We start from the raw sequence: 20,375 nt of genomic DNA on the forward strand, positions 1-20,375 counted from the left end.
GTGACATTCTCAGGGCGGGGTGGAATTCCCCACCGGCGGTAAGGGACGCGCGTTGTCGTGATCCTCAAGCCCGCGAGCGGCCCCCATTGGGGGTGACAGCAGATCTGGTGCAACTCCAGAGCCGACGGTTACAGTCCGGATGGAAGAGAATGGGTTGGGGTGCGCGGGGTTCCTGTGTGCCCTGTCCTTCTGCCTTGGGTCATTGCGTAAGGAAGAAAGGACATCTCGCATGACTCAGTCAACTTATCTTACTCAACCTGCCCGCGCGGCGGGGCTAATGGTTTTGGCGGGCGCGACGTTTGCGCTGGTCAATACGGGGTTGCAATCGGCAACCATGGGCAAGGGCGCGTCGGCCCCTGCCGTCACCTTCTGGCAATATCTGATTGCGCTTGGCTTTTACCTGCCTTGGGTGTTTCGCCACCGCGCGGCGGTGATGAAAACCGGGCAGGTCTGGCTGCACGTGCTGCGCGTCGCTTTGGCGGCGGGCGGTGTGCAGCTGTGGACGCTGGGGCTGGCGCATGTGCCGATCTGGCAGGCGATTGCGCTGATCTTGTTGTCGCCCTTCTTTGTGACACTCGGCGCAGGGCTTGTGCTGCGGGAAGAGGTCTCGGTCCATCGTTGGGGCGCGGTTGTGCTGGGCATCATTGGCGGCGCGATCATACTCGAGCCATGGTCCGATCGCTTCGAGCTGGCCGCCCTTCTGCCCGTGGGCGCTGCGGCTTTGTGGGCCTCAAGTTCAGTCGTGACGAAGTTCCTGACCCATCGCGACAGCACGGAAACGATCACCATCTATCTATTGCTGCTTCTCAGCCCGATTAACGCGGGGCTGGCGCTGAGCACCGGGTTTACTCTGCCGCCGAATGCGATCTGGCTGGTGGTGGGCGCGGGTCTTCTGACGGCCTTCGCCCAACACGTGCTCGCCCGCGCCTATTCGATGGCGGATGCAGCGTTTTTGCAGCCGTTTGATCACCTGAAACTGGTGTTCAACGTGGTGCTGGGCTTTGTCGTCTTCGGCTTTCTGCCCACGGGATCCATGTGGATCGGCACGGCGATCATTCTGGCTGCCAGCTTCTGGCTGTTAGAGCAGGAACGCCGCAGCTAGCACGCAAACTCTTCAAAAGAGTTTGTACGGAGTTTTCAGAAAACTCCGGCGACATACAAAAAGGGCGCGGATATCTCCGCGCCCTTCGTTACAACTGAGGTGTCGGATCAGGCCTCGATGGCCTTGGCTTCGACATCATTCTTACCAGCAATTTCGATCCGGCGCGGCTTCAGCGCTTCCGGCACTTCACGGATCAGGTCGATATGCAGCATGCCGTTTTCATGGGTCGCGCCCGAAACGCGAACGTGATCGGCCAGATGGAAGCGGCGCTCGAATGCGCGAGTGGCGATGCCACGGTGCAAATAGGTGCGTTCGTCTTCGGCTGCTTTCTTGGCCGAGACAAACAGCGCCTTGTCGCGGAGTTCCACCGACAGCTCGTCTTCAGTGAACCCAGCCACGGCGATCGAGATGCGCCAAGCATCCTCGTTGGTCTTCTCGATATTGTAAGGCGGATAGCTGTCGCGGCTGACGTCATTGGTCAATACCCGGTCCATCAGGTCGGCAATCTGGTCAAAGCCGACGGTGGCACGGTAAAGGGGCGACATATCAAAATTACGCATTTGGTGTCCTTTCACAAAGCGACATATATGGGGCCCTCCCGATTGGGACAGGCAGTTCACGGACCCGCCCGGCGGCATCCGTAGAATAGAGATATGTCAGGAAATGACGGGTTCAAGACCCCAGAATACACGAGGTTACGGGCGCACGAATTTGGCCCCTCCGGGCCCCGCCGCACCGGTGCCTACTTGGCGAACCTTGGGGGCCTTCACCGTCTCGATCCGCTCGATCACGCCGTTATCCGTGGCCAGCATTTCGTACATTTCGGCTAGCGGAGATTCCAGATCGGTGCCCAACGACACAGGGATGTCCCGCACCATCGCCTTGGCCGAGATCACGGACACGATGCGCGGTTCGCCGCCCTCGATAATGAAGACCGGCGCGCCGGACGAGCCGTAATCCACAATGCAGCTAAGCACCAAGGCCCCGCCTTGTCGGGCCAGCACCTTGCAGGTTTCCTGCAGCGACGGGCTTTCCAAGCGATCATGGGCATATGAGACAACGCCGACCTCGGCCCCTTTGCGCGGGCGCGAGAAGGTCTTGAAGGGTTTGACCGACATGTTGCGGATCGGTTTATCCAGCTCAAGCAGCGCCAGATCAGTTGCCACGCGGGTCGGGCCTTTTTCCGGCGAGAACTCGAAATCCGGGTGCACGACAGCGCGCCGCACCCCACGATAGGCCGAGGCCCGTCCGCCACGCCACCCCGCCAGAAACTCAATTTCCGAAAGTTTGAAGCGTTCACCGCTGTCACGATCGAACAGGCAATGCGCGGCCGTCAGGACCAGATTTTCGTCGATCAAGGACCCGGTGCAAAAGCTACCGCCACCGATATTCAGGCGCCCAACGCCTTCCCAGCCCTTGCTGTCATCCCCTGTCATCAAGGTGCGCAGGGGCGAGGGATCGGATGCCCCTAACGGTCCGGCCAGCAACAATGCGGCCATCAGGAATGCCACAAGATACTTCATGTTCAACTGCCTAGTTTGGGCAGTTATTCTGCCCTTTGGGCTATATGTAAGGCGAAAACAGACGGTTACGAAAGGATTAATGCGCTGCTGGTTGCATTTTGCGCGGTTTCGGGCCGCCGGTTGCCCAGTCCAACAGCTCGACCGTGTGGACCACGGGAATGCCCGTGCCTGATCCGATCTGCATCATGCAGCCAATGTTCCCCGCCGCGATGATTTCCGGCGACTTGGCTTCCAAATTGGCCACCTTACGCTTTTTCAGCTCTTTCGAGATCTCGGGCTGCATCAGGTTATAGGTCCCTGCCGAGCCACAGCAGAGATGCGGGTCGGCAGGCTCGACCACCTCGAACCCGGCTTTTTTCAGCAGCGTTTTCGGATGGGTTTTCACCTGCTGTCCATGCTGAAGGCTACAGGCCGAGTGATAGGCCACCCGCAGCTCCATCTGCGCCTCGGGCAGGTCCAGCGTCATCAAAAGCTCGCTGATATCCATCGCCATGTCCGACACCGCTGCCGCATCTTCGGCCAGCGCGGCGTTTCGGAACATGAAGCCGTAATCCTTCACCGTGGTGCCACAGCCCGAGGTGTTGATCACAATTGCGTCCAGACCATCGCCGCGCTTTTCGCGCATCCACGCGTTGATATTCGCCGCCGCCTGTGCGTGGCTTTGATCTTCTTTGCCCATGTGATGGGTCAGCGCGCCACAGCAACCCATGCCCTTGGCCACGACCACTTTGCAGCCAAGCCGGGTCAGTAGGCGAATGGTGGCGTCGTTGATATCCGTGTCCAGCGCCTTCTGTGCACAGCCGGTCAGCAGCGCCACACGCTTTTTGCGCTGTCCTTTCGCGGGAAACACCTGCGGCGCGTCATTGGCGGATTTGCGCGGCAGCTTCGGCGGCGCCATTTCCAGCATCGCTTCCAGACGGGGATCAGGCATGAACTTGCGCAAGGGCCGCGCCAGCCGCGCGCCTTGCATCGCCAGCCGGAACCGGCCCGGATAAGGGATCACCTGCGCCAGCGTCCAACGCAGCAGCCGATCAAACAGCGGACGTTTATAGGTCTTTTCGATATGCGCACGGGCGTGGTCGATCAGATGCATGTAATGCACGCCCGACGGGCAGGTCGACATGCAGGCCAGACAGGACAGGCACTTGTCCACATGCTCGACCGTTTTCCTGTCGGCAGGGCGCCCGGCCTCCAGCATATCCTTGATCAGATAGATCCGGCCACGAGGGCTGTCCAATTCGTCCCCAAGCACCTGATAGCTGGGACAGGTCGCGGTACAAAACCCGCAATGGACGCAAGACCGCAAGATCTCGTTCGCGCGTTCGATGGCTGGGTCTTTCAACTGCTCGGGCGTGAAATGGGTCTGCATGGCTTAGGCTCCCATCAGGCCGGGATTGAGGATCCCGCGCGGGTCGAATTTTTGGCGAAGACCGCGGGTCAGGGCGGCAATCGGGGTGGGTTCGGGCTGGAACACGGGAACGGTTGCACGCACATCTGCTGGCGCGTGCACCAAGGTTGCGTGACCGCCCAGCTTTGCCAGCTCGGCCCGCACGCGCGCGGCGCCTGCATCGGGTTGATCCGCGACGTGCAGCCAAACAAGACCTCCGCCCCAGTCATAGGTTGCGTCCGGCGACAGGTCGTCCAACGCCGCCACCAGACGTGGCCCGTCCGAGGGTTTGATCGAGAGGCGCCAGACGGCCCCATCACGCCCCGCAAACGCACTAACGTCCCGGATCCGTGCCCAGATGTCGGACGAAGCGGCACCCGACACCGGTTGGAAACCCGCCAGCACGCCCTTCGCCAGCTCTGCCGCGCGATACGCGACCGAGGCCTCAAGCCCCTCGATCCGCACAAAGGTCTTTCCTTCCGAGAACGCAGCCCCCGTTACGTCGAAGGGCGAGCCCAGCGCGGCAGACAAGCTTTCAACCGCCTGCGCAGCGGTTTGGCCGTCGCCCACCAACGTGGTTTCGGTTTCAGGAATGGCCATGACTTTCAGGCTGATCTCGGTCATCACGCCCAACGTGCCCCAACTGCCCGCCATCAGTTTGACCAGATCATAGCCCGTGACGTTCTTCATGACGCGCCCGCCATTTTTCAAAACACGCCCAGCGCCGTCTACAAACCGTACGCCAAGGCAGAAATCCCGTGCGGCGCCGACCTGAATGCGGCGCGGGCCTGACGCGTTGGTCGCCACAATACCACCGATGGTCGACGCGCCCTCGGTGCCCAGTAGCCCGCGCAGATCGGTTGGCTCGAACGCCAGCCGTTGCCCATCCTTGGCCAGAAGTGCGTCGATCTCGGCCAACGGCGTGCCCGCCTGTGCCACAAGGGTCAGCGCGCCCGGCTCATAGAGCGTCACGCCCGACAGCCCAGCTGTAGAGACACGCGTCCCCTCAACCGGCGCGCCAATGTCGCGCGTCCCGCCACCTATGATCCGGATCGGCCCATCTGCCGTCTGGATCAGATCGGACAGGTCTTGTTCACTTGTTGGAGTGTTGCTCATGGTCTTGTCTCAAATCTCTGGGGGTGGGCGCAGAGCTTCTATCCGGCGCGTCGGGTTTCGGTGGCATCCAGTGGGAAAACCTTGGCCGGGTTCAGAAGCCAAGCGGGATCGAACACGTCTTTGACCTGCAACTGGATTTCTAAGTCGTCCGCGTCATACTGCGACACCATAAGGTCGCGTTTCTCGACCCCGACACCGTGCTCGCCGGTCAGGCAGCCGCCAACCTCGACGCAGAGGCGCAGAATGTCGGCGCCAAAGGCCTCGCATTTCTCAAGGTCGCCGGGCTTGTTGGCATCAAACAGGATCAGCGGGTGCATGTTCCCGTCGCCTGCGTGGAACACGTTGCCCACGTCCAGCCCATAGTCTTTGCTCATCTCGCTGATGCGGCGCAGGACCAAAGGCAGCTCGGACACGGGGATCGTCCCGTCCAGACACATGTAGTCATTGATCTGCCCCATCGCGCCAAAGGCGGATTTACGGCCCAGCCAGATTTTCGCACTTTCCTCGGCCGATGTGCTTTCGCGCACTTCGACCGGGTTGTGACGTGTGGCGATTTCGACAATGCGGCTCAGCTGATCGTCGATCTCGGCATCGGACCCTTCGACCTCGATAATCAGAAGCGCTTCGCAGTCGGGATAGCCCGCGCCAGCGAACGCCTCGGTCGCGCGGATGCAGGGGCGATCCATGAACTCGATCGCGACGGGCAGAATGCCGGATTTGATGATGTCAGACACGCAATGGCCCGCGACTTCGTTGCTGTCGAACCCGACCAGTACTGGCCGCGCCCCTTCAGGCTTAGCCAGAATACGCAAGGTCGCTTCGGTCACGATGCCAAGCTGACCTTCGGAGCCGCAGATCAGTCCCAGCAAGTCCAATCCGCCTGCATCCAGATGTGCGCCGCCGATCTCGACCACCTCGCCATCGGACATAACCATGGTCACACCCATCAAGTTGTTGGTGGTTACGCCGTATTTCAAACAATGCGCCCCGCCCGAGTTCATTCCGATATTCCCTGCAATCGCACAGGCCAGCTGCGAAGACGGATCTGGAGCGTAGAAGAACCCGTCTTCTTCAACGGCACCCGTGACGGATAGGTTGGTGCGGCCCGACTGCACGCGGATGAACCGGTTATCATAGTCGGTTTCCAGCACGTCATTCAAACGCGCGACGCCAAGGATCACACTGTCTGCCGTGGGCAGCGCGCCACCCGCAAGCGACGTTCCTGCCCCGCGCGGCACAACGGGCACGCCTTCCTCAAAGCAAATGCGCATGACCGCCGACACCTCGTCGGTCGTGGCGGGCAGAACAGCGCAGAGCGGCGGGCATTTGTAAGCCGTCAACGCATCACATTCATAGGCACGGGTCTGGATCGGATCATGCACCACAGCCCCGACGGGCAACACAGATTGCAACCGTGCAACGATGTGATCTTTGCGCGCAAGAATGCGGGAATTCGGGTCTGGCATCTGCATAGGATTCCCTCCGAGACTAAATTGGTAAGAAAATATAACCAATTTTTTCACTTTAGCAACAGCAAGGAAACGCTTATGCGTGAGACATGACCCTTGCAGAGCGTTTCTCATTATTTTCGATGCTTGATCTGGGCGCTGTTGCTTTGATCCTATTGGCTTGGGTCGCAATCGGGTGGCGCATTGAAAGCGCCACAGGTGAAAAACAATCCGTGTCAAAGATTGTGGCCCAGTATCGGCGCGACTGGATGGTACAGTTCGTCACGCGCCAACCACGCATTTTTGACAGCGCAATCCTGTCCAGCTTGCGACAAGGGGCAAGCTTCTTCGCCTCGGCCACAATGATCGCCACAGGCGGCGGGCTGGCCCTGCTTGGCAATACCGAGCGGTTACGCGGAGTTGCCCACGACCTGACCCAAACCAGCGCACCAGAATTGGTATGGGAGGTCAAAATCCTTCTGGTCATCCTGTTTCTAGCCAATGCGTTTCTGAAATTTGTCTGGTCGCACCGGCTTTTTGGGTATTGCGCAGTGGTCATGGCGTCGGTGCCCAACGACGAAACCGACCCAACCGCCCTGCCCCGCGCGCGAAAGGCTGGCGAGATCAACATCACTGCGGCGCGTAGTTTCAACCGGGGTCTACGTTCGGTCTATTTCTCGATGGCGGCGTTGGCATGGCTCATTGGACCAGTCAGCCTGATCGTCGCGACACTTTTCACATTCGCGGTCCTGTGGCGGCGCGAGTTTTCATCGCAATCCCGCGCGGTGCTGATGAAGCCTGACGTCTAGTTTGCAGGCTCGCCCCATCGCGCAGCACCTCGGCGACCTTCCCAAAGCCAAGCAAACACCAAAGCAAACGCGGCCAAAAACAGCATGGCCCACGGCGGCGCCAACGGACGCAAATGGATTGCCGTGGTGACATAAGCCTCGCGCGGGGTATATCCCAGCCATCCACGCCCCGATGCAGGTTGTCCCGCACGCACGGACCGCAAACTGGGCAAGCCATCTTCAATCCGCAACGCGGCCCCGCGGCTTGCCGCCAGCACGGGCTTTAACAAATCACCGCGCGCCAAAGGATTGCTGAACTCGACCGACGTTGCTGCCCCACGGACCACAACCGTTGAAAGCTCGCCCTGCTCCACATGGAAAAGCCCCGTTGCCTCCGTTGTAAACTGCGCTTCAAACACGCCCGGGGCGCCTTGAGACAGAAATACCGGAATGCGCGCTCCGCCCGGGGCAGTGACAGTCACCTCGGGCAGTTCGGTCAGCATCGTATTGCGCCGGATCAAAAGACCTTCATCCGTTGCTACTGCCGAAAGCGCTTCTTCTTCCAGCTCGGGTTCGCGCATCAGCCAATGGGCGAGGCGGCGCAACAATTCCAACTGAGGTCCGCCGCCCTGATGCCCCCGCGCCCAAAGCCACGCATGATCTGACGCCAGAAGCGCCACGCGCCCTTCGTCACTGCGATCAACCATCAACAGCGGTGCGTCATCTTCTGCGGACAGGATGACATGGCCCCGCATGGGAACGACCTCGACATGGCGCATCCATGGCCCCCAGCCCCCATCCGGCGCATGTTGCGACAACGCGCGGGTCACCGGGTGACGCTGACCGTCATCGGTGACGACGGGCTTATATGGCTCCTCGAACAAACGGCCCGTCGGGGTGGCGGGCAGAATGTCAGCAAGCCCGGTACGCGCAATGCTGTCAGCGCTGGCAAGCGATGGCCCTGCCGCGATCAGCACAGCGCCGCCCCGCTTCACATAGTCACGCACACTCGCCAGGTACCCACCGGGCAGAATGCCGCGCAATTGATACCGATCGAAGATGATCAGATCGAATTCGTCGATCTTATCGATGAACAGCTCTTGCGTCGGAAACGCGATTAGGCTGAGTTCACTGACCGGCACGCCATCCTGTTTCTCAGGCGGGCGCAGAATGGTGAAATGCACCAGATCCACCGCGCTGTCCGACTTCAGCAGGTTGCGCCACGTCCGCGTCCCCGGATGCGGCGTGCCCGAGATCAACAGCACCTGCAGGCGATCCCGCACGCCGTTCAGCTCGATCACCACCTCGTTGTTGCGCCCCGTCAGCTCGCCCTCTTCCACCGGAAGCGTCACATGGATCAGGTTTCGCCCCGCATGTTCCAGCGTCAGCGACATCACCATGTCTGCGCCGTCTGTCACCGGGATATCCGCAAGGGGCGTGCCATCATGAGAGACGGACAGGAAGGCAGGGGGCAGTCCGCTGGGAGTGTTGCCAAGTGTCTCGATCTTCAGGCGCAGCTCGATCTGCTCGCCCAGAATGGCAAAGGCCGGCGCCTCGGTGACGCTGACCCGCCGGTCCCAATCCGACACACGGCCCGAGATCATCGCATGCACGGGCACAGGCAGTCCGGGCGCGTTCTGCAGATCATGCACGACGCCATCCGTGATCAGCACCACCCCTGCCAGCCGGTTCGCGGGAAGCTCGGCCATCGCCTTTTTCAGGGCGGTCATCATGCGCGTCCCCTCGACCTCGCCTTCGGGGCCAAACTCGGACAGACGGCGCCACACCGCGTCGAGCGACGGTCGGGCGGCGATCTGTGCCAGCACATCTTCACGTGCCAGTCGGTTCTGCGCGGGGCGGTCTGACAAGGATTGCGAGGGGCTGTCATCCTCAAGCACCAACAAGATATCCGTCAGCGGATCGCGTTCCTCTTGCTGAAGCGACGGGCCGCAGAGCGCCGCCAGAAGCACCAGAGCAGCCACCGCACGCAACGCCCAACCGGACAGCCCACGCCACAGGGCCACGGCAAGCGACACGGTCGCCAGCGCCGCCAACAGGGCAATCAATAACCACGGCAGGCCGGGCGCGAACTGAAGCGACAGCACACTCATTCACCCAACCTTTGCAAAAGCGCAGGCACGTGGACCTGGTCTGATTTGTAGTTTCCGGTCAGCACATGCATCACCAGATTGACCCCAAACCGCACGGCCATTTCGCGCTGCCGTTCCCCCGCCTGCCCACGGCCCACCGGAAACATCGGGCGCCCATCCTCGCGAATAGCCCAGGCGCTTGCCCAGTCATTTCCACCGACAACCACCGGCGTCACACCGTCGTTCAAATTGCGAAACGGCATCCCTTCGGCGCGTTCGGCATTGAGGGGAGGCGCCTCGGCCCAGACGGGGCCTCGGCTGCGGCCGGGAAACTCTTGCAGCAGGTAAAAGCTGCGGGTCAGAACGTGGTCATGCGGCACCTGATCCAGAAGCGGCAGGTTCAACGGCAAGGCCACCGCGCGCAGGCGACGACTGGCGGGCGAGTTGCCCCCAGTCGCCGCATCGCGCGTGTCAAACAGGATCAGCCCGCCCGCCGCCAGATAGCGTTTCAGGCGCAGGATCGCGTCAGGGCTGGGGATGGGCGTGGTGTCCGTTAGGGGCCAATAGAGCAGCGGATAGACGGACAGGTCATCGACTTCGACGTCCACGCCCACGGGTCGCGCGGGCTCGACCGAGGTGCGCAGGAACAGTTGATCCGACAGGCCCAAAAGACCTGCGCGGGCAATCTGATCGACGGCGGGATCTCCGCTTTTCACGTGAGCAAGCGTAACGATGCTGGCGGCGTCCAAGACACTGGGGGGCGTGTCTGTCTGGGCTTCAGAAAACTGCGACGTGGAGAGCAGGACGAGACCCGCAGCCACACCCGTCGCTACCCGTCGCGCGCTCGGCAACAGCCGTCCCGCCAGCCAAAGCGTCAGCAGGATGTCCAGCGCGCCCAACACCAGCGCCAATGCCAGCAACCAAGGACCGAACGCCTGCTGGGTCTTTTCGACCTGCCAACTGGGCGTCAGATTTGCGGGCCAGTCAGCACGCGTAAGCACGCTGTCTGCGCGCAGCACATTCACCGCCTGCACCCGGTCCCCATCCGCATAAAGCCCCGGCGGAAGATCAGGCCCGGCGGGATCCGCCAGTTTCGGCCCCGGCACACCCGCAACCGCATCTTGCGGCGACAGCTGGCCGAACCCGTCTAGCACATGAATGGCAACCCATGTTGTCCCCTTCAGCGCCGCGCCGTCGCGCACGCTGCCCTGAGACGATACCGCCAGCCGCTCCAGCATCTGCACGAACAGCCCCGAGAACGGCAGCGACGACCATTCAGCATTGGCCGAGACATGGAATAACACCACCTGCCCCGCGCCCAGCGCCCGGCGGGTAACGATGGGGGTGCCGTCAGACAGCGTGGCGATGGTGCGGTCCGCCAGATCCGGCCCGGGCTGGGCGAGGATCTGTGCCTCGATCTGCACATCATCGGGCACGGGAAGCCCAAAGAACGGCGAGTCTTCTGCGAACGGCGCCAAGGCGCGCGGATCACCCCAGCTCATCGCGCCACCAACCACACGGCCACCAGCACGCAGGCGCACGGGCAGCAGCGTGTCCTCCTCTCCATGCCCTAGATCTGAAGACGCCAGTTGTGGACCCGCGAACCGCAGCAAAAGCCCGCCGTCCGTGACCCAATCGTTCAAAGCCGCGCGATCCGCATCCGAAAAGCTGGCCACATCGGGTAGGATGATCACATCAGGACCCGCCTTGATCAGCTCGGACAGCGCGGGCAGCTCGATGGTTTCAGCGGTCGTCACCAGCGCCTCGCGCAGGTAGTGCAGCGGCGACAGCAGTTCCAGCCCTTCACGCTCGCCCACTGTGTTCAGCAGAGCGACCCGACGGCGGCGCAGGCTGTCATCAGCTAGGGTGACGGCCCCGGCGGCCCGATGATCCGCGATCTGCATGCGGTCGATCCGATTACGGAGTTCGCTTGGGACGGTCAACCGCAGCTCGGTCCGATTGGCCCCGCTGTCGAACGCGACCGGGGCTGAAAGCAACACGCGTTCAATTCCCTCCGGGTCCGGTCCAAGGGCCTCAACCGTCAGTTCAGTTGCAGGGGCGGGGCCGGTGGACAGCACCGACAACACCAGATCACCGCCATCCAATGTGGCAGGGAGAAGGCCAAACCGGGCCGCGGGAGGCTCTAACACCTCCAACGCGCCCATTTGTTCGAAAAATGAAATTAGACCACTTCGTCCCGCTCGCTTGACGCCATCCGAAATCCACAACACATCCGCAGATCCCTGCGCCTGTGCCCAGTCCCTTGTGACCGCATAAGGGACATCCCACGCCACCGGAGACTGCCCCGGAAGCGCGGTCATCCACGCGTCTGCCGTCTGCCACACGGTGACCTGATCGACATCCTCCTGCCCCACAGAACTCGCCATAACAACGGAAACCGGGCGCGCAGCCGCCTGTGCTTTCTCAAGCCGGGCGTCGATCACCTGCATTCGCTGGGACCAGTCCGACGCGGCTTGCCAGTAGTCATCCACAAAGATTAGAAGTCGCCCAGTTCTGTTTAGTGAGTCCCCCGAATTCAGAACCGGACCCGCAAATCCGATGATCATCGCGGCCACCGCCAAAAGTCGCAAAAATAGAAGCCACCATGGCGTGCGATCCGCCTGAGCGGTCTTGTCTTCCAACCCCAAAAGCAATGTGACCGCTGGGAAAACCTGTTTACGCGGCGCAGGCGGCACGGCACGCAGAAGCCACCAAATCACCGGCAGCGCGATAAGCCCCAGCAAGAGCAGAGGCGCGGTGAAGCCTATGCCGAATAAGCTCACCTTGGCCCTCCGATCCCGTTCCACAACCACAAGAGCGCCGCGCTTGCCGGATCTTGCGTGTGATAACTGTGAAACCGCCAGCCCGCACGTTTTGCGATCTCGGAAAGCTCGGCTTTGCGCTGCGCCAATCGGTCCAGATACCGGTCTCGCAAATCTCCTGCTTCACGCGTGTCATGGCTGAGCGCGCCACCCACATCCTGAAACAGCACGCGACCGTGAAAAGGGAACGCCTCTTCCATCGGGTCGAGTACTTGGAACAGGACGCCCCGCTGACCCCGGCCCTGCGCGGCGTGTAGGAAGTCGCGGGTGGCATCAAGCGACCCTAAGAAATCCGAAAACACCATCTGCCGCGCGCGGGGTACTGCAAAGGCATGTTTCAAGGGCGCATCTGCCAGCAATATTTGATCCGCCATGCGCGACAGGGTCAGTTGCCCACGCCCCGGTGCAAGCGCGTTGCCCAGAAGACCAACACGTTCTCCGCCGCTCAGCAGCAAGGACGCCAAAGCAAGAGCGATGATCTGTGCCTGTTCACGTTTTTCAGGTAGCTTCGGGTCGGACGAAAACGCCAGAGACGCGGACGGGTCCACCCAGATTTGAACCGAATGCGCCGCTTGCCATTCCTTTTCCTGAACATAGTGTCGGTCGGAGCGCGCCGAACGACGCCAATCAATCCGGTGTGACGGATCCCCCGGCTGCGCACGGCGATATTGCCAGAAGGCCTCACCCTGCCCGGATTGTCTCCGTCCATGCTCTCCTAACTCGACGGACTGGGCTAAGTGCTGCGCCGCCACCAGAAGGGGCGGAAGGCGCGCCGCCAAAGCCTCGGCACGGGACCGAAGCTGGATAGGGGCGCTGTCGGGCATCACGCGGCGACCTCGGCTTGCAGCACAGAGGCCACCGTTTGTCCAATCACGTCGGACAGAACCAGCCCCTCGGCCCGCGCGGCATAACCCAAGGCCATCCGATGGCTAAGCACCGGCGCCGCCAGCGCGTGAATGTCGTCGATCCCGGGTGCCAAGCGCCCATCCAAGAGCGCCCGCGCCCGCGCCAGCAACATCAAGGCCTGCGTGGCGCGTGGCCCCGGCCCCCAGCTGACATTGTCGCGCACGATCTGCGGCGCGCTGGGGTCGTCGGGACGACAGGCGCGGACCAGATCCAAAATCGCCTCGACCACACTTTCGCCCACGGGCATCCGGCGCAGAAGCGTTTGCGCGGCGATCAGCTCGGCCCGGCTGAACACGGAAGAAACGGTTGCATCCTCGGTCCCCGTGGTGGCCAGCAGGATATCTCGCTCTGCATCGCGATCCGGATAGTCCACATCAATCTGCACCAGAAAACGGTCCAACTGCGCCTCGGGCAGCGGATAGGTGCCCTCTTGCTCAAGCGGGTTTTGCGTCGCGAGCACGTGGAACACTTCACCAAGGTTATGGGTATGCCCCGCGACCGAGACCTCGTGCTCCTGCATCGCCTGAAGCAGCGCGGATTGGGTGCGGGGGCTGGCGCGGTTGATCTCGTCTGCCAGCAAAAGCTCGCAGAATACCGGGCCTTTGATGAAGCGGAAGGATCGCGCACCCGTGTCGCTTTCTTCCAGAACCTCGGCCCCCAAAATGTCAGACGGCATCAAGTCCGGTGTGAACTGAATGCGCCCGTCATGCAGCCCCATGACCGTGCCAAGGGTTTCGACCAGCCGCGTTTTGCCCAGCCCCGGCAAGCCGATCAGCAACGCATGCCCACCCGCCAGAATGGCTGCAAGCGTCAGATCCACCACCTGATCCTGGCCCATGATCCGGCGGCCAACCATATGGCGCGCTTTGGTAAGTTTTGCGCCAAGGGCTTCAACATCGCTCAGAAGATCTTCGTTCTGCATGGCAATTCCTTTGCGTGAATACTAAGTACATTAAAGGCCAGATTCAGATGGGGACCAAATGACAAATTCGCCAAGCTCTGGAAAATCGGCGGAAATGCGGGCGTTTGACGCCGATGCCGTGTCGAAAGCAATTGGGGCTGAGGCCGGGAAAACCTTGCCTCCGGTGCACCTGTGGAACCCCGCCTATAGCGGCGAGATTGACATCCGCATCGCCCGCGACGGCACGTGGTTTCACGAAGGGGGCGAGATCCGGCGCGAAGGTCTGGTGCGGTTGTTCTCCTCGATCCTGAAGCGTGAAGGTGGGAAGTATTTCCTTGTCACCCCGGTCGAAAAATGGGGCATCACGATCGAAGATGCGCCTTTTGTAGCCACTGATATGGTCGTGACTGGCGAGGGTCGCGACCAGCGCCTGACCTTCTCGACCCATGTGGGCGACAGTGTGACCGCAGGCCCCGATCACCCCCTGAGGCTGGGTTGCACGTTCGAAACCCCCTGCCCCTATGTTGACGTGCGTGCCGGGCTTGAGGCCTTGATTGATCGCAAGACCTTCTATCGCCTGATCGATCTGGGCGTGGCCGAGGAGCACGAGGGAGCAAGCTGGTTTGGTGTCTGGTCGGACGGGCAATTCTTCCCACTGATCCCGACGGACGAGCTTGGGTGACGGTCTGCGCATTTCGCTCGCCGCCCTGAGGCGCATAGGGTAGAAGGCCGCATGAATACAGATGATCTCGAAATTTTCCTTGTTGCCCCGCCGGGTCTTGAGCCCGTCTTGGCGGACGAGGCCCGCGCCGCTGGCTTTCCCACTCCCGAAGTCAGCCCCGGCGGCGTCACCACACATGGCAACTGGTCCGAAATCTGGCGCGCAAACCTGACCTTGCGTGGTGCAACCCGTGTACTGGTCCGGCTGGGCGAGTTTCGGGCCTTCCACATGGCGCAGCTTGATAAACGCGCCCGCAAGTTTCCGTGGGCCGATGTGTTGCGCCCGGATACCCCCGTGCGGGTCGAGGCCGTCTGCAAGCGCTCGAAAATCTATCACCACAAAGGGGCCGCTCAACGGGTCGAACGTGCGATTTCGGAAACACTTGGTGCACCGATCAGCAAGGACGCAGCAGTGGTCATCAAGGTGCGGATCGACGACAATCTTGTAACCATCAGCTTGGACAGCTCAGGCGAAAGCCTGCACAAACGTGGCCACAAAACCGCGACGGGCAAAGCTCCGATGCGCGAGAACTTGGCCGCGTTGTTCTTGCGGGCCGCGGGCTTTGACGGAGAAGAACCCGTTTTGGACCCAATGTGCGGATCGGGTACTTTTCTGATCGAAGCGGCCGAGATGGCTGCGGGGCTTCTTCCCGGCCGTGACCGCAGTTTTGCCTTTGAAAAACTTGCAAGTTTTAACGCTGAGGCCTTTCAAAGCTTGAAAGACGCAGATGCCCCGGCCATGCCCCAGAATGTTCGATTTTTCGGGTCCGACCGGAATGCCGGTGCAATTGCCAACAGCCGGAAAAACGCCGAAAGCGCGGGCGTCGCGGCAGTCTGTCAGTTTACCGAGGTGTCAATCAGTGACGTTTCCCGCCCCGACACGAAGCCGGGTCTGATCATCGTGAACCCGCCCTATGGCGGGCGGATCGGCAACAAGAAACTCCTCTTCGCGCTCTATGGCACGATGGGCAAAGTGTTTCAGGAGCGGTTCAAGGGGTGGCGCGTGGCCATCATCACCTCGGATGGTGGGTTAGCAAAAGCGACGGGCCTGCCGTTCCTGCCCCCCGGACCTCCGATCGATCACGGGGGCACCAAAGTGAAGCTGTATCAAACGGCTCCACTTCCATGAAAAAAAGCCGGGCAAAAACCCGGCCTTTTCTGTTTTCTGAAAGCCTGTTTACTTCAGGCCCCACTTGGCAGCTGTGGCCTCGAAGAAGCCCTTTTCCTGCTTCAGCTTGATCCAACTGTTCACATAGTTGATCCAGACCTGATCGCCTTGCGGTAAAAGCATCGCAATCGGAGTCGGAGCGCGCGCAGCCTCGACCGGAATGGCCGTCACTTGCGGGAATTTCTGCGTCAGCGTCGCCCCTTCAATGTTCGAGGTAATGAACACATCCGCACGGCCCGATAGAACCTCTTGATAGCCACGCGCGGGCGCTTCAACGACCTTGATGTCCGCGTCCGGGAACCACTCTTTCACCATGCCCTCAAACGAGGTGCCCAGCGTGGTCGCCACTTTCACCTCGGGCTTGTTGATCGACGCCCAGCCGCCAAAACCCGCCAGTTTATCAGACGTGGTAAACGGCAAAATCTGGACCGAGATATACGGATCCGAATAACCAGCAACCTTCATCCGCGACGGCGAGATCGAGGCCGACCCCGTCATATGATAGTTCCCGGCCACGATGCCGTTCACCAGCGTTTTCCAGTCAGTCGGCACAAACTCCAACTTGACCTCTAGGTCGTTCGCCAGTTCGGTCATGACGTCGATGTCATAGCCCTTGTAGCCTTCAGTCGCCGGATCGCGCACCGACATGGGGTTCCAATCGCCCGTCGTCCCCACCTTTAGAACGCCGCCTGACAGGATCTCGTTCAATGCGGATTGCGCCGTGGCGGCTCCGGTCAGTGTTGCCAAGGCCAGCAGCCCTGCTCCGAGAGTTCTCAAAAAGTTCATCACACGTTGTCCTTTTGGCGGTTATAAATATTCGTTTTCATCCATATAGATTACGTGATCGTATACGGAATGGATCACCGGTCACGATCAGTTGAACAAAAAACGGCGCGCGGAACAAGTGAAGAACAAAAAACAACCCAACACCGCCGTTCAGATGACAGGCGTTTCGAAGTGGTATGGTGACTTTCAGGTGCTGCGGGATATTTCGCTGACGGTCGAGGTTGGCGAGAAGCTGGTCATTTGCGGCCCGTCCGGGTCGGGGAAGTCGACGGTCGTGCGGTTGCTGGCCGGGTTAGAGGCTCATCAGGAAGGCGATATCCACCTACAAGGCGGAACGATGGATGCGCAGAGACCTGGCGACATTGGGATGGTTTTTCAAAGCTTCAATCTATTCCCGCACCTATCGGTTCTGGACAATCTAACGCTTGGCCCGGTGAAAGCGCTCGGCCTATCCCGGGCCGAGGCCGAGGAGCGCGCGTGCGCCTATCTTGACCGCGTACGCATCCCCGAACAGGCCGACAAACGCCCTGCGCAACTGTCGGGTGGACAGCAGCAACGGGTCGCGATCGCGCGGGCCTTGTGCATGGAACCCAAGCTGATGCTGTTTGACGAGCCGACCTCGGCGCTTGATCCCGAGATGATTGCCGAAGTGCTAGAGGTCATGGAGGACTTGGCCGCCGACGGGATGACGATGATCTGTGTCACGCACGAAATGGGCTTTGCCCGGCGCGTAGCGGATCGGATCGCGTTTATGGACGCCGGCGAAATCGTTGAAATCGGCGCACCTGAACAGGCGTTCAAGGCCCCGAAATCTGAACGTTTCGCACTTTTCCTTGATAAGATCCTGAAACACTGAGGGGGCCGATATGACTTTTCGAACAATCGCCCTGCTGTCTTCGCTTTTGCTGCTGACCGCCTGTTCGGCCACATCCGGCACATGGGGCTGGTATGTCATTGACCCCACAACAGACAATGGCTGGACCAACATCCGCTTCCTGATCCGGGGCTTCACCTCGACCATCCAGATCTCGGTTCTGGCGGCAGTGGCCTCGATCATCATCGGGCTTCTTGTCGCGCTTCCCGCCTTCGCACAAAACCGCTGGCTGCGTCTGCCCAATCGGATCTATGTCGAGTTCATCCGGGCGATCCCGCTTCTGCCGATGCTGTTCTGGGTCTTCTATGGTCTGCCCGTCGTGATGCGCGGGATGGGGATCAGCATCTCGATCGATCCGTTCTGGGGTGCAGTGATCACACTGGCCCTGTCCGACAGCGCCTTCACGGCTGAAATCTTCCGCGCGGGCATCCAAGCTGTTCCGCGTGGGCAAGCTGAAGCCGCCCAGACCATCGGGCTAAGCCGTGCCAAGGCGATGCGATACGTCATCCTGCCGCAAGCGGTGCGCCGCATCCTGCCGCCGCTGGCGAACCAGTTCATCTATATCGTGAAAATGTCGGCCTTTGCGTCCGTCATCGGGATGCAGGAACTGACCCGGCGCGCGAACGAGCTGGTGGTGACCGAATACCGCCCGCTTGAGATCTACACGTTGTTGATCCTAGAGTATCTGGTGCTGGTCCTGATCATCTCGGCTGGCGTACGCTGGCTGGAACGGCGCATGGGGGCGGGCGAAAGCCGCTAACCTCCTGCGTTAATTCAAGTCTTCCAGCAACCGCTTGTGCTTCTTAGCTTCGGCGATCGCGCCTCCCAGCGTTTCGATTCCCTTGGAATGCAGCATGGCGAGCATCTTGCACAGCACTTCGGCGGTGGCCTGGGCATCGCCCAAAGCGGTGTGGCGCAGCTCGGGCGGGATCACCACGCCCAGACGGTCGCACAGCGCGTCCAGCGTGTGCACCTCGGTCGTGCCGTAGAGGACAGCTGACAGCAGCACGGTATCCAGAATGGGATGGGTCCATTCAACCCCGCAATCATCCGCGTGACGGCGTAGGAACGCCATGTCGAACGGCGCATTGTGGGCCACCAGAACTGCACCGCGCGCGAAGTCATGGAAGCTTTTCCCAGCCTCGCGAATGGTCGGTTTCCCGGCCACCATCAAATCAGACACATGGTGCACCTTGGTCGAGGCCAGCGGGATCGGCATTTCTGGATCGACAAGTTGATCGACCACCTCGCCGGGAACGATCTTTTCGTTCACCACCCGCACGGCACCGATTTGCACGATCTCGTCCTTGTGCGGCAGAAGTCCCGTGGTTTCCGTGTCGAACACCACATAAGTCAGGTCGCGCAGCTGCATTTCCATCAGATCGTCGGTGGCCTGCCCTTCCATCAGGTCGAAGTCAAACACGACCGGGCGGCCTTCGTCCGGCGCAATGATGGCGTGGGCATCGTCAATCATCAGCAGATAACCTTCGCCCGGCGCAAGCGGCTTCAGACGCGCATCGAACTCAAGCCCGTTGGCGGCAGACAGGTCTGTAAAGCTCTGCTCCAATCCAGTCGAAATCATCTTCTTATAGGCTGCCATGAACGGGGATTTTTGGAAGTAGTCAAAGATCGAGGCATTCAGGCGCGCGGGACTGACCTGCGACAGAACGGCGGCAGCCTGTTTGTCGTAAAGCACAATCTGGTGGGCTGGGTTGATCAACACCATGGCGACCGGAATTTCAGACAGCAGCGCCGTCAGGCGGGCTTTGTCGTCAGACAGGCGTTGGGTTTCCGCGGCGACGATGCTGGCCTGATCCATTGTCGATTTCATCAACTGCTCGGACACGGCTTCCGCTGCAGGGGCCAAGTCGCCCAGAAAACGGGCGCTATGCATGTCTACTTCGCCAGCGCCTGCATGGGCCTTGGATCTTAGCCCAGATGCCAGACGCTCGATGGGGCGTGCAACGTTCTCGTCAAAAAGGAACCACACGCCGGCAACCAATGCCAGTATGCCAAAACTGGACAAAACTCCCGCAAAGACAAACCCCGATGCCACATCGTCAGGCGTAGCGCGACCAGCACCGACCAGAAGTGCGCCGATGACCAGCAGCACAGCGGCCAGCGCCAAGAAGGCAAAGAACAGGAATATCCGAAAGCGTAGCGACAGCTTTGTCAGAATTTGCATTAAGACACCTCGAGTTTACAGATTGCCGTGACCAGCGGATCCCCCTCACCTGGCGCGAACCAATCGATGCCGCTGATCTCACCATTGGCATCAAACGACACGCCATCGATCAGCGGGGCACGTTTTCCCGCATCGCAGTCGGCGAGCATCACCATCTTTTCCGGCGCGGACCAGCGGCCAAAGAAATAAACGTCAACAAGACGCATTGCTGGGTGTGCCTCGTGGGTGCGCAGGGACGGTTCATCCAAGGCGATGAACCGCTCGGTAAAGGGTGCCACGTAGGTCCACGGACGATAAATCGCTTTGTTTTCGACCGTTTGAATGACTTCCATACCCTCTGGAAGAGTCTCTTGCGTGCGGTCATACCAAGCATATTCGTTGGCAATCGTCGTAAGGATCATGGCAAGACCGGCACCCACAGGCATGGCCCATTTCGGCAACCGCCCGCCGCTGATCTTGTTCAGAAGCAGCACCACACCTGCACCTGCAAAGCCTGATACCAGTGTGGCGACCATCTCAAAGAACATTCGGTTTCCTCCCTACCCGTGTTGGCCTATTT

18 protein-coding genes and 1 riboswitch are annotated in these 20,375 nt (G+C 60.8%); of the genes, 6 read left to right on the forward strand and 12 right to left on the reverse strand.

What is annotated here, in order from left to right; translation table 11 throughout:
* The first annotated feature begins 1 nt into the window (after nucleotide 1).
* Nucleotides 2–155: riboswitch (FMN riboswitch) on the forward strand.
* Between the two features lie 74 nt (nucleotides 156–229).
* On the forward strand, nucleotides 230–1,102 hold the full coding sequence (locus tag G0Q00_RS09970) for a DMT family transporter (protein ID WP_163038900.1): 873 nt from the start codon (nucleotides 230–232) through the stop codon (nucleotides 1,100–1,102).
* A gap of 107 nt (nucleotides 1,103–1,209) precedes the next feature.
* On the opposite strand, the gene G0Q00_RS09975 is transcribed toward G0Q00_RS09970, so the two are convergent.
* The 5 genes from G0Q00_RS09975 to G0Q00_RS09995 all read right to left on the reverse strand — a co-directional run bounded on the left by G0Q00_RS09975 (nucleotide 1,210) and on the right by G0Q00_RS09995 (nucleotide 6,600).
* On the reverse strand, nucleotides 1,210–1,662 hold the full coding sequence (locus tag G0Q00_RS09975) for an Hsp20 family protein (protein WP_163038902.1): 453 nt from the start codon (nucleotides 1,660–1,662) through the stop codon (nucleotides 1,210–1,212).
* A gap of 135 nt (nucleotides 1,663–1,797) precedes the next feature.
* The gene (locus G0Q00_RS09980) at nucleotides 1,798–2,625 is read right to left on the reverse strand and encodes a serine protease (RefSeq protein ID WP_239058413.1); all 828 of its coding nucleotides are present in this window, start codon (nucleotides 2,623–2,625) and stop codon (nucleotides 1,798–1,800) included.
* A 76-nt stretch (nucleotides 2,626–2,701) separates the two neighbouring features.
* Nucleotides 2,702–3,994, reverse strand: a complete 1,293-nt coding sequence (gene glcF / locus G0Q00_RS09985; protein ID WP_163038904.1) for a glycolate oxidase subunit GlcF — start codon at nucleotides 3,992–3,994, stop codon at nucleotides 2,702–2,704.
* Nucleotides 3,995–3,997: 3 nt separating this feature from the next.
* Complete coding sequence (gene glcE, locus G0Q00_RS09990; RefSeq protein ID WP_163038906.1) at nucleotides 3,998–5,128, reverse strand: glycolate oxidase subunit GlcE; 1,131 nt, start codon at nucleotides 5,126–5,128, stop codon at nucleotides 3,998–4,000.
* A 38-nt stretch (nucleotides 5,129–5,166) separates the two neighbouring features.
* Nucleotides 5,167–6,600, reverse strand: coding sequence for an FAD-linked oxidase C-terminal domain-containing protein (locus G0Q00_RS09995; RefSeq protein WP_163038908.1), 1,434 nt, complete (start codon nucleotides 6,598–6,600; stop codon nucleotides 5,167–5,169).
* An 86-nt stretch (nucleotides 6,601–6,686) separates the two neighbouring features.
* Between G0Q00_RS09995 and G0Q00_RS10000 the strand changes: the two genes are divergently transcribed.
* Nucleotides 6,687–7,385 carry a DUF599 domain-containing protein gene (locus tag G0Q00_RS10000; RefSeq protein WP_163038910.1) on the forward strand — a complete coding sequence of 233 codons (699 nt, stop codon included), beginning with the start codon at nucleotides 6,687–6,689 and terminating at the stop codon, nucleotides 7,383–7,385.
* On the opposite strand, the gene G0Q00_RS10005 is transcribed toward G0Q00_RS10000, so the two are convergent.
* From G0Q00_RS10005 to G0Q00_RS10020, 4 genes are read right to left on the reverse strand one after another with little or no spacing between them, the layout of a single operon-like run.
* Nucleotides 7,382–9,475 carry a hypothetical protein gene (locus G0Q00_RS10005; RefSeq protein WP_163038912.1) on the reverse strand — a complete coding sequence of 698 codons (2,094 nt, stop codon included), beginning with the start codon at nucleotides 9,473–9,475 and terminating at the stop codon, nucleotides 7,382–7,384. The genes G0Q00_RS10000 and G0Q00_RS10005 overlap by 4 nt on opposite strands.
* A complete protein-coding gene (locus G0Q00_RS10010; RefSeq protein WP_163038914.1) occupies nucleotides 9,472–12,237 on the reverse strand; it encodes a DUF4159 domain-containing protein in 2,766 nt (921 codons plus the stop codon). The genes G0Q00_RS10005 and G0Q00_RS10010 overlap by 4 nt, the downstream gene beginning before the upstream one ends.
* Complete coding sequence (locus tag G0Q00_RS10015; protein ID WP_163038916.1) at nucleotides 12,234–13,100, reverse strand: DUF58 domain-containing protein; 867 nt, start codon at nucleotides 13,098–13,100, stop codon at nucleotides 12,234–12,236. Before G0Q00_RS10015 ends, G0Q00_RS10010 begins: the two co-directional genes overlap by 4 nt.
* On the reverse strand, nucleotides 13,100–14,104 hold the full coding sequence (locus G0Q00_RS10020; RefSeq protein WP_163038918.1) for a MoxR family ATPase: 1,005 nt from the start codon (nucleotides 14,102–14,104) through the stop codon (nucleotides 13,100–13,102). The genes G0Q00_RS10015 and G0Q00_RS10020 overlap by 1 nt, the downstream gene beginning before the upstream one ends.
* Before the next feature lie 58 nt (nucleotides 14,105–14,162).
* On the opposite strand from G0Q00_RS10020, the gene G0Q00_RS10025 reads away from it, so the two are divergent.
* Both G0Q00_RS10025 and G0Q00_RS10030 read left to right on the forward strand, forming a co-directional pair.
* A complete protein-coding gene (locus G0Q00_RS10025; protein ID WP_239058414.1) occupies nucleotides 14,163–14,765 on the forward strand; it encodes a DUF1285 domain-containing protein in 603 nt (200 codons plus the stop codon).
* Between the two features lie 51 nt (nucleotides 14,766–14,816).
* Nucleotides 14,817–15,932: a class I SAM-dependent RNA methyltransferase gene (locus G0Q00_RS10030; RefSeq protein WP_163038920.1), complete on the forward strand. Its 1,116-nt coding sequence runs from the start codon at nucleotides 14,817–14,819 to the stop codon at nucleotides 15,930–15,932.
* Between the two features lie 48 nt (nucleotides 15,933–15,980).
* Here the strand turns inward: G0Q00_RS10030 and G0Q00_RS10035 are convergent, their stop codons facing one another.
* Entirely contained in the window at nucleotides 15,981–16,757 is a 777-nt protein-coding gene (locus G0Q00_RS10035; RefSeq protein WP_163038922.1) for a transporter substrate-binding domain-containing protein, read from the reverse strand.
* Nucleotides 16,758–16,911: 154 nt separating this feature from the next.
* Between G0Q00_RS10035 and G0Q00_RS10040 the strand changes: the two genes are divergently transcribed.
* A complete protein-coding gene (locus tag G0Q00_RS10040; RefSeq protein WP_163040348.1) occupies nucleotides 16,912–17,613 on the forward strand; it encodes an amino acid ABC transporter ATP-binding protein in 702 nt (233 codons plus the stop codon).
* Nucleotides 17,614–17,623: 10 nt separating this feature from the next.
* A complete protein-coding gene (locus G0Q00_RS10045; RefSeq protein WP_163038924.1) occupies nucleotides 17,624–18,391 on the forward strand; it encodes an amino acid ABC transporter permease in 768 nt (255 codons plus the stop codon).
* A gap of 9 nt (nucleotides 18,392–18,400) precedes the next feature.
* Here G0Q00_RS10045 and G0Q00_RS10050 read toward each other — a convergent pair whose 3' ends face one another.
* Both G0Q00_RS10050 and G0Q00_RS10055 read right to left on the reverse strand, forming a co-directional pair.
* On the reverse strand, nucleotides 18,401–19,816 hold the full coding sequence (locus G0Q00_RS10050) for an exonuclease domain-containing protein (RefSeq protein ID WP_203564969.1): 1,416 nt from the start codon (nucleotides 19,814–19,816) through the stop codon (nucleotides 18,401–18,403).
* Nucleotides 19,816–20,343 carry a hypothetical protein gene (locus G0Q00_RS10055; RefSeq protein WP_163038926.1) on the reverse strand — a complete coding sequence of 176 codons (528 nt, stop codon included), beginning with the start codon at nucleotides 20,341–20,343 and terminating at the stop codon, nucleotides 19,816–19,818. Before G0Q00_RS10055 ends, G0Q00_RS10050 begins: the two co-directional genes overlap by 1 nt.
* Between the last annotated feature and the right edge of the window lie 32 nt (nucleotides 20,344–20,375).

The organism is Aliiroseovarius sp. PrR006, assembly GCF_010500215.1.
Classification (GTDB): domain Bacteria; phylum Pseudomonadota; class Alphaproteobacteria; order Rhodobacterales; family Rhodobacteraceae; genus Aliiroseovarius.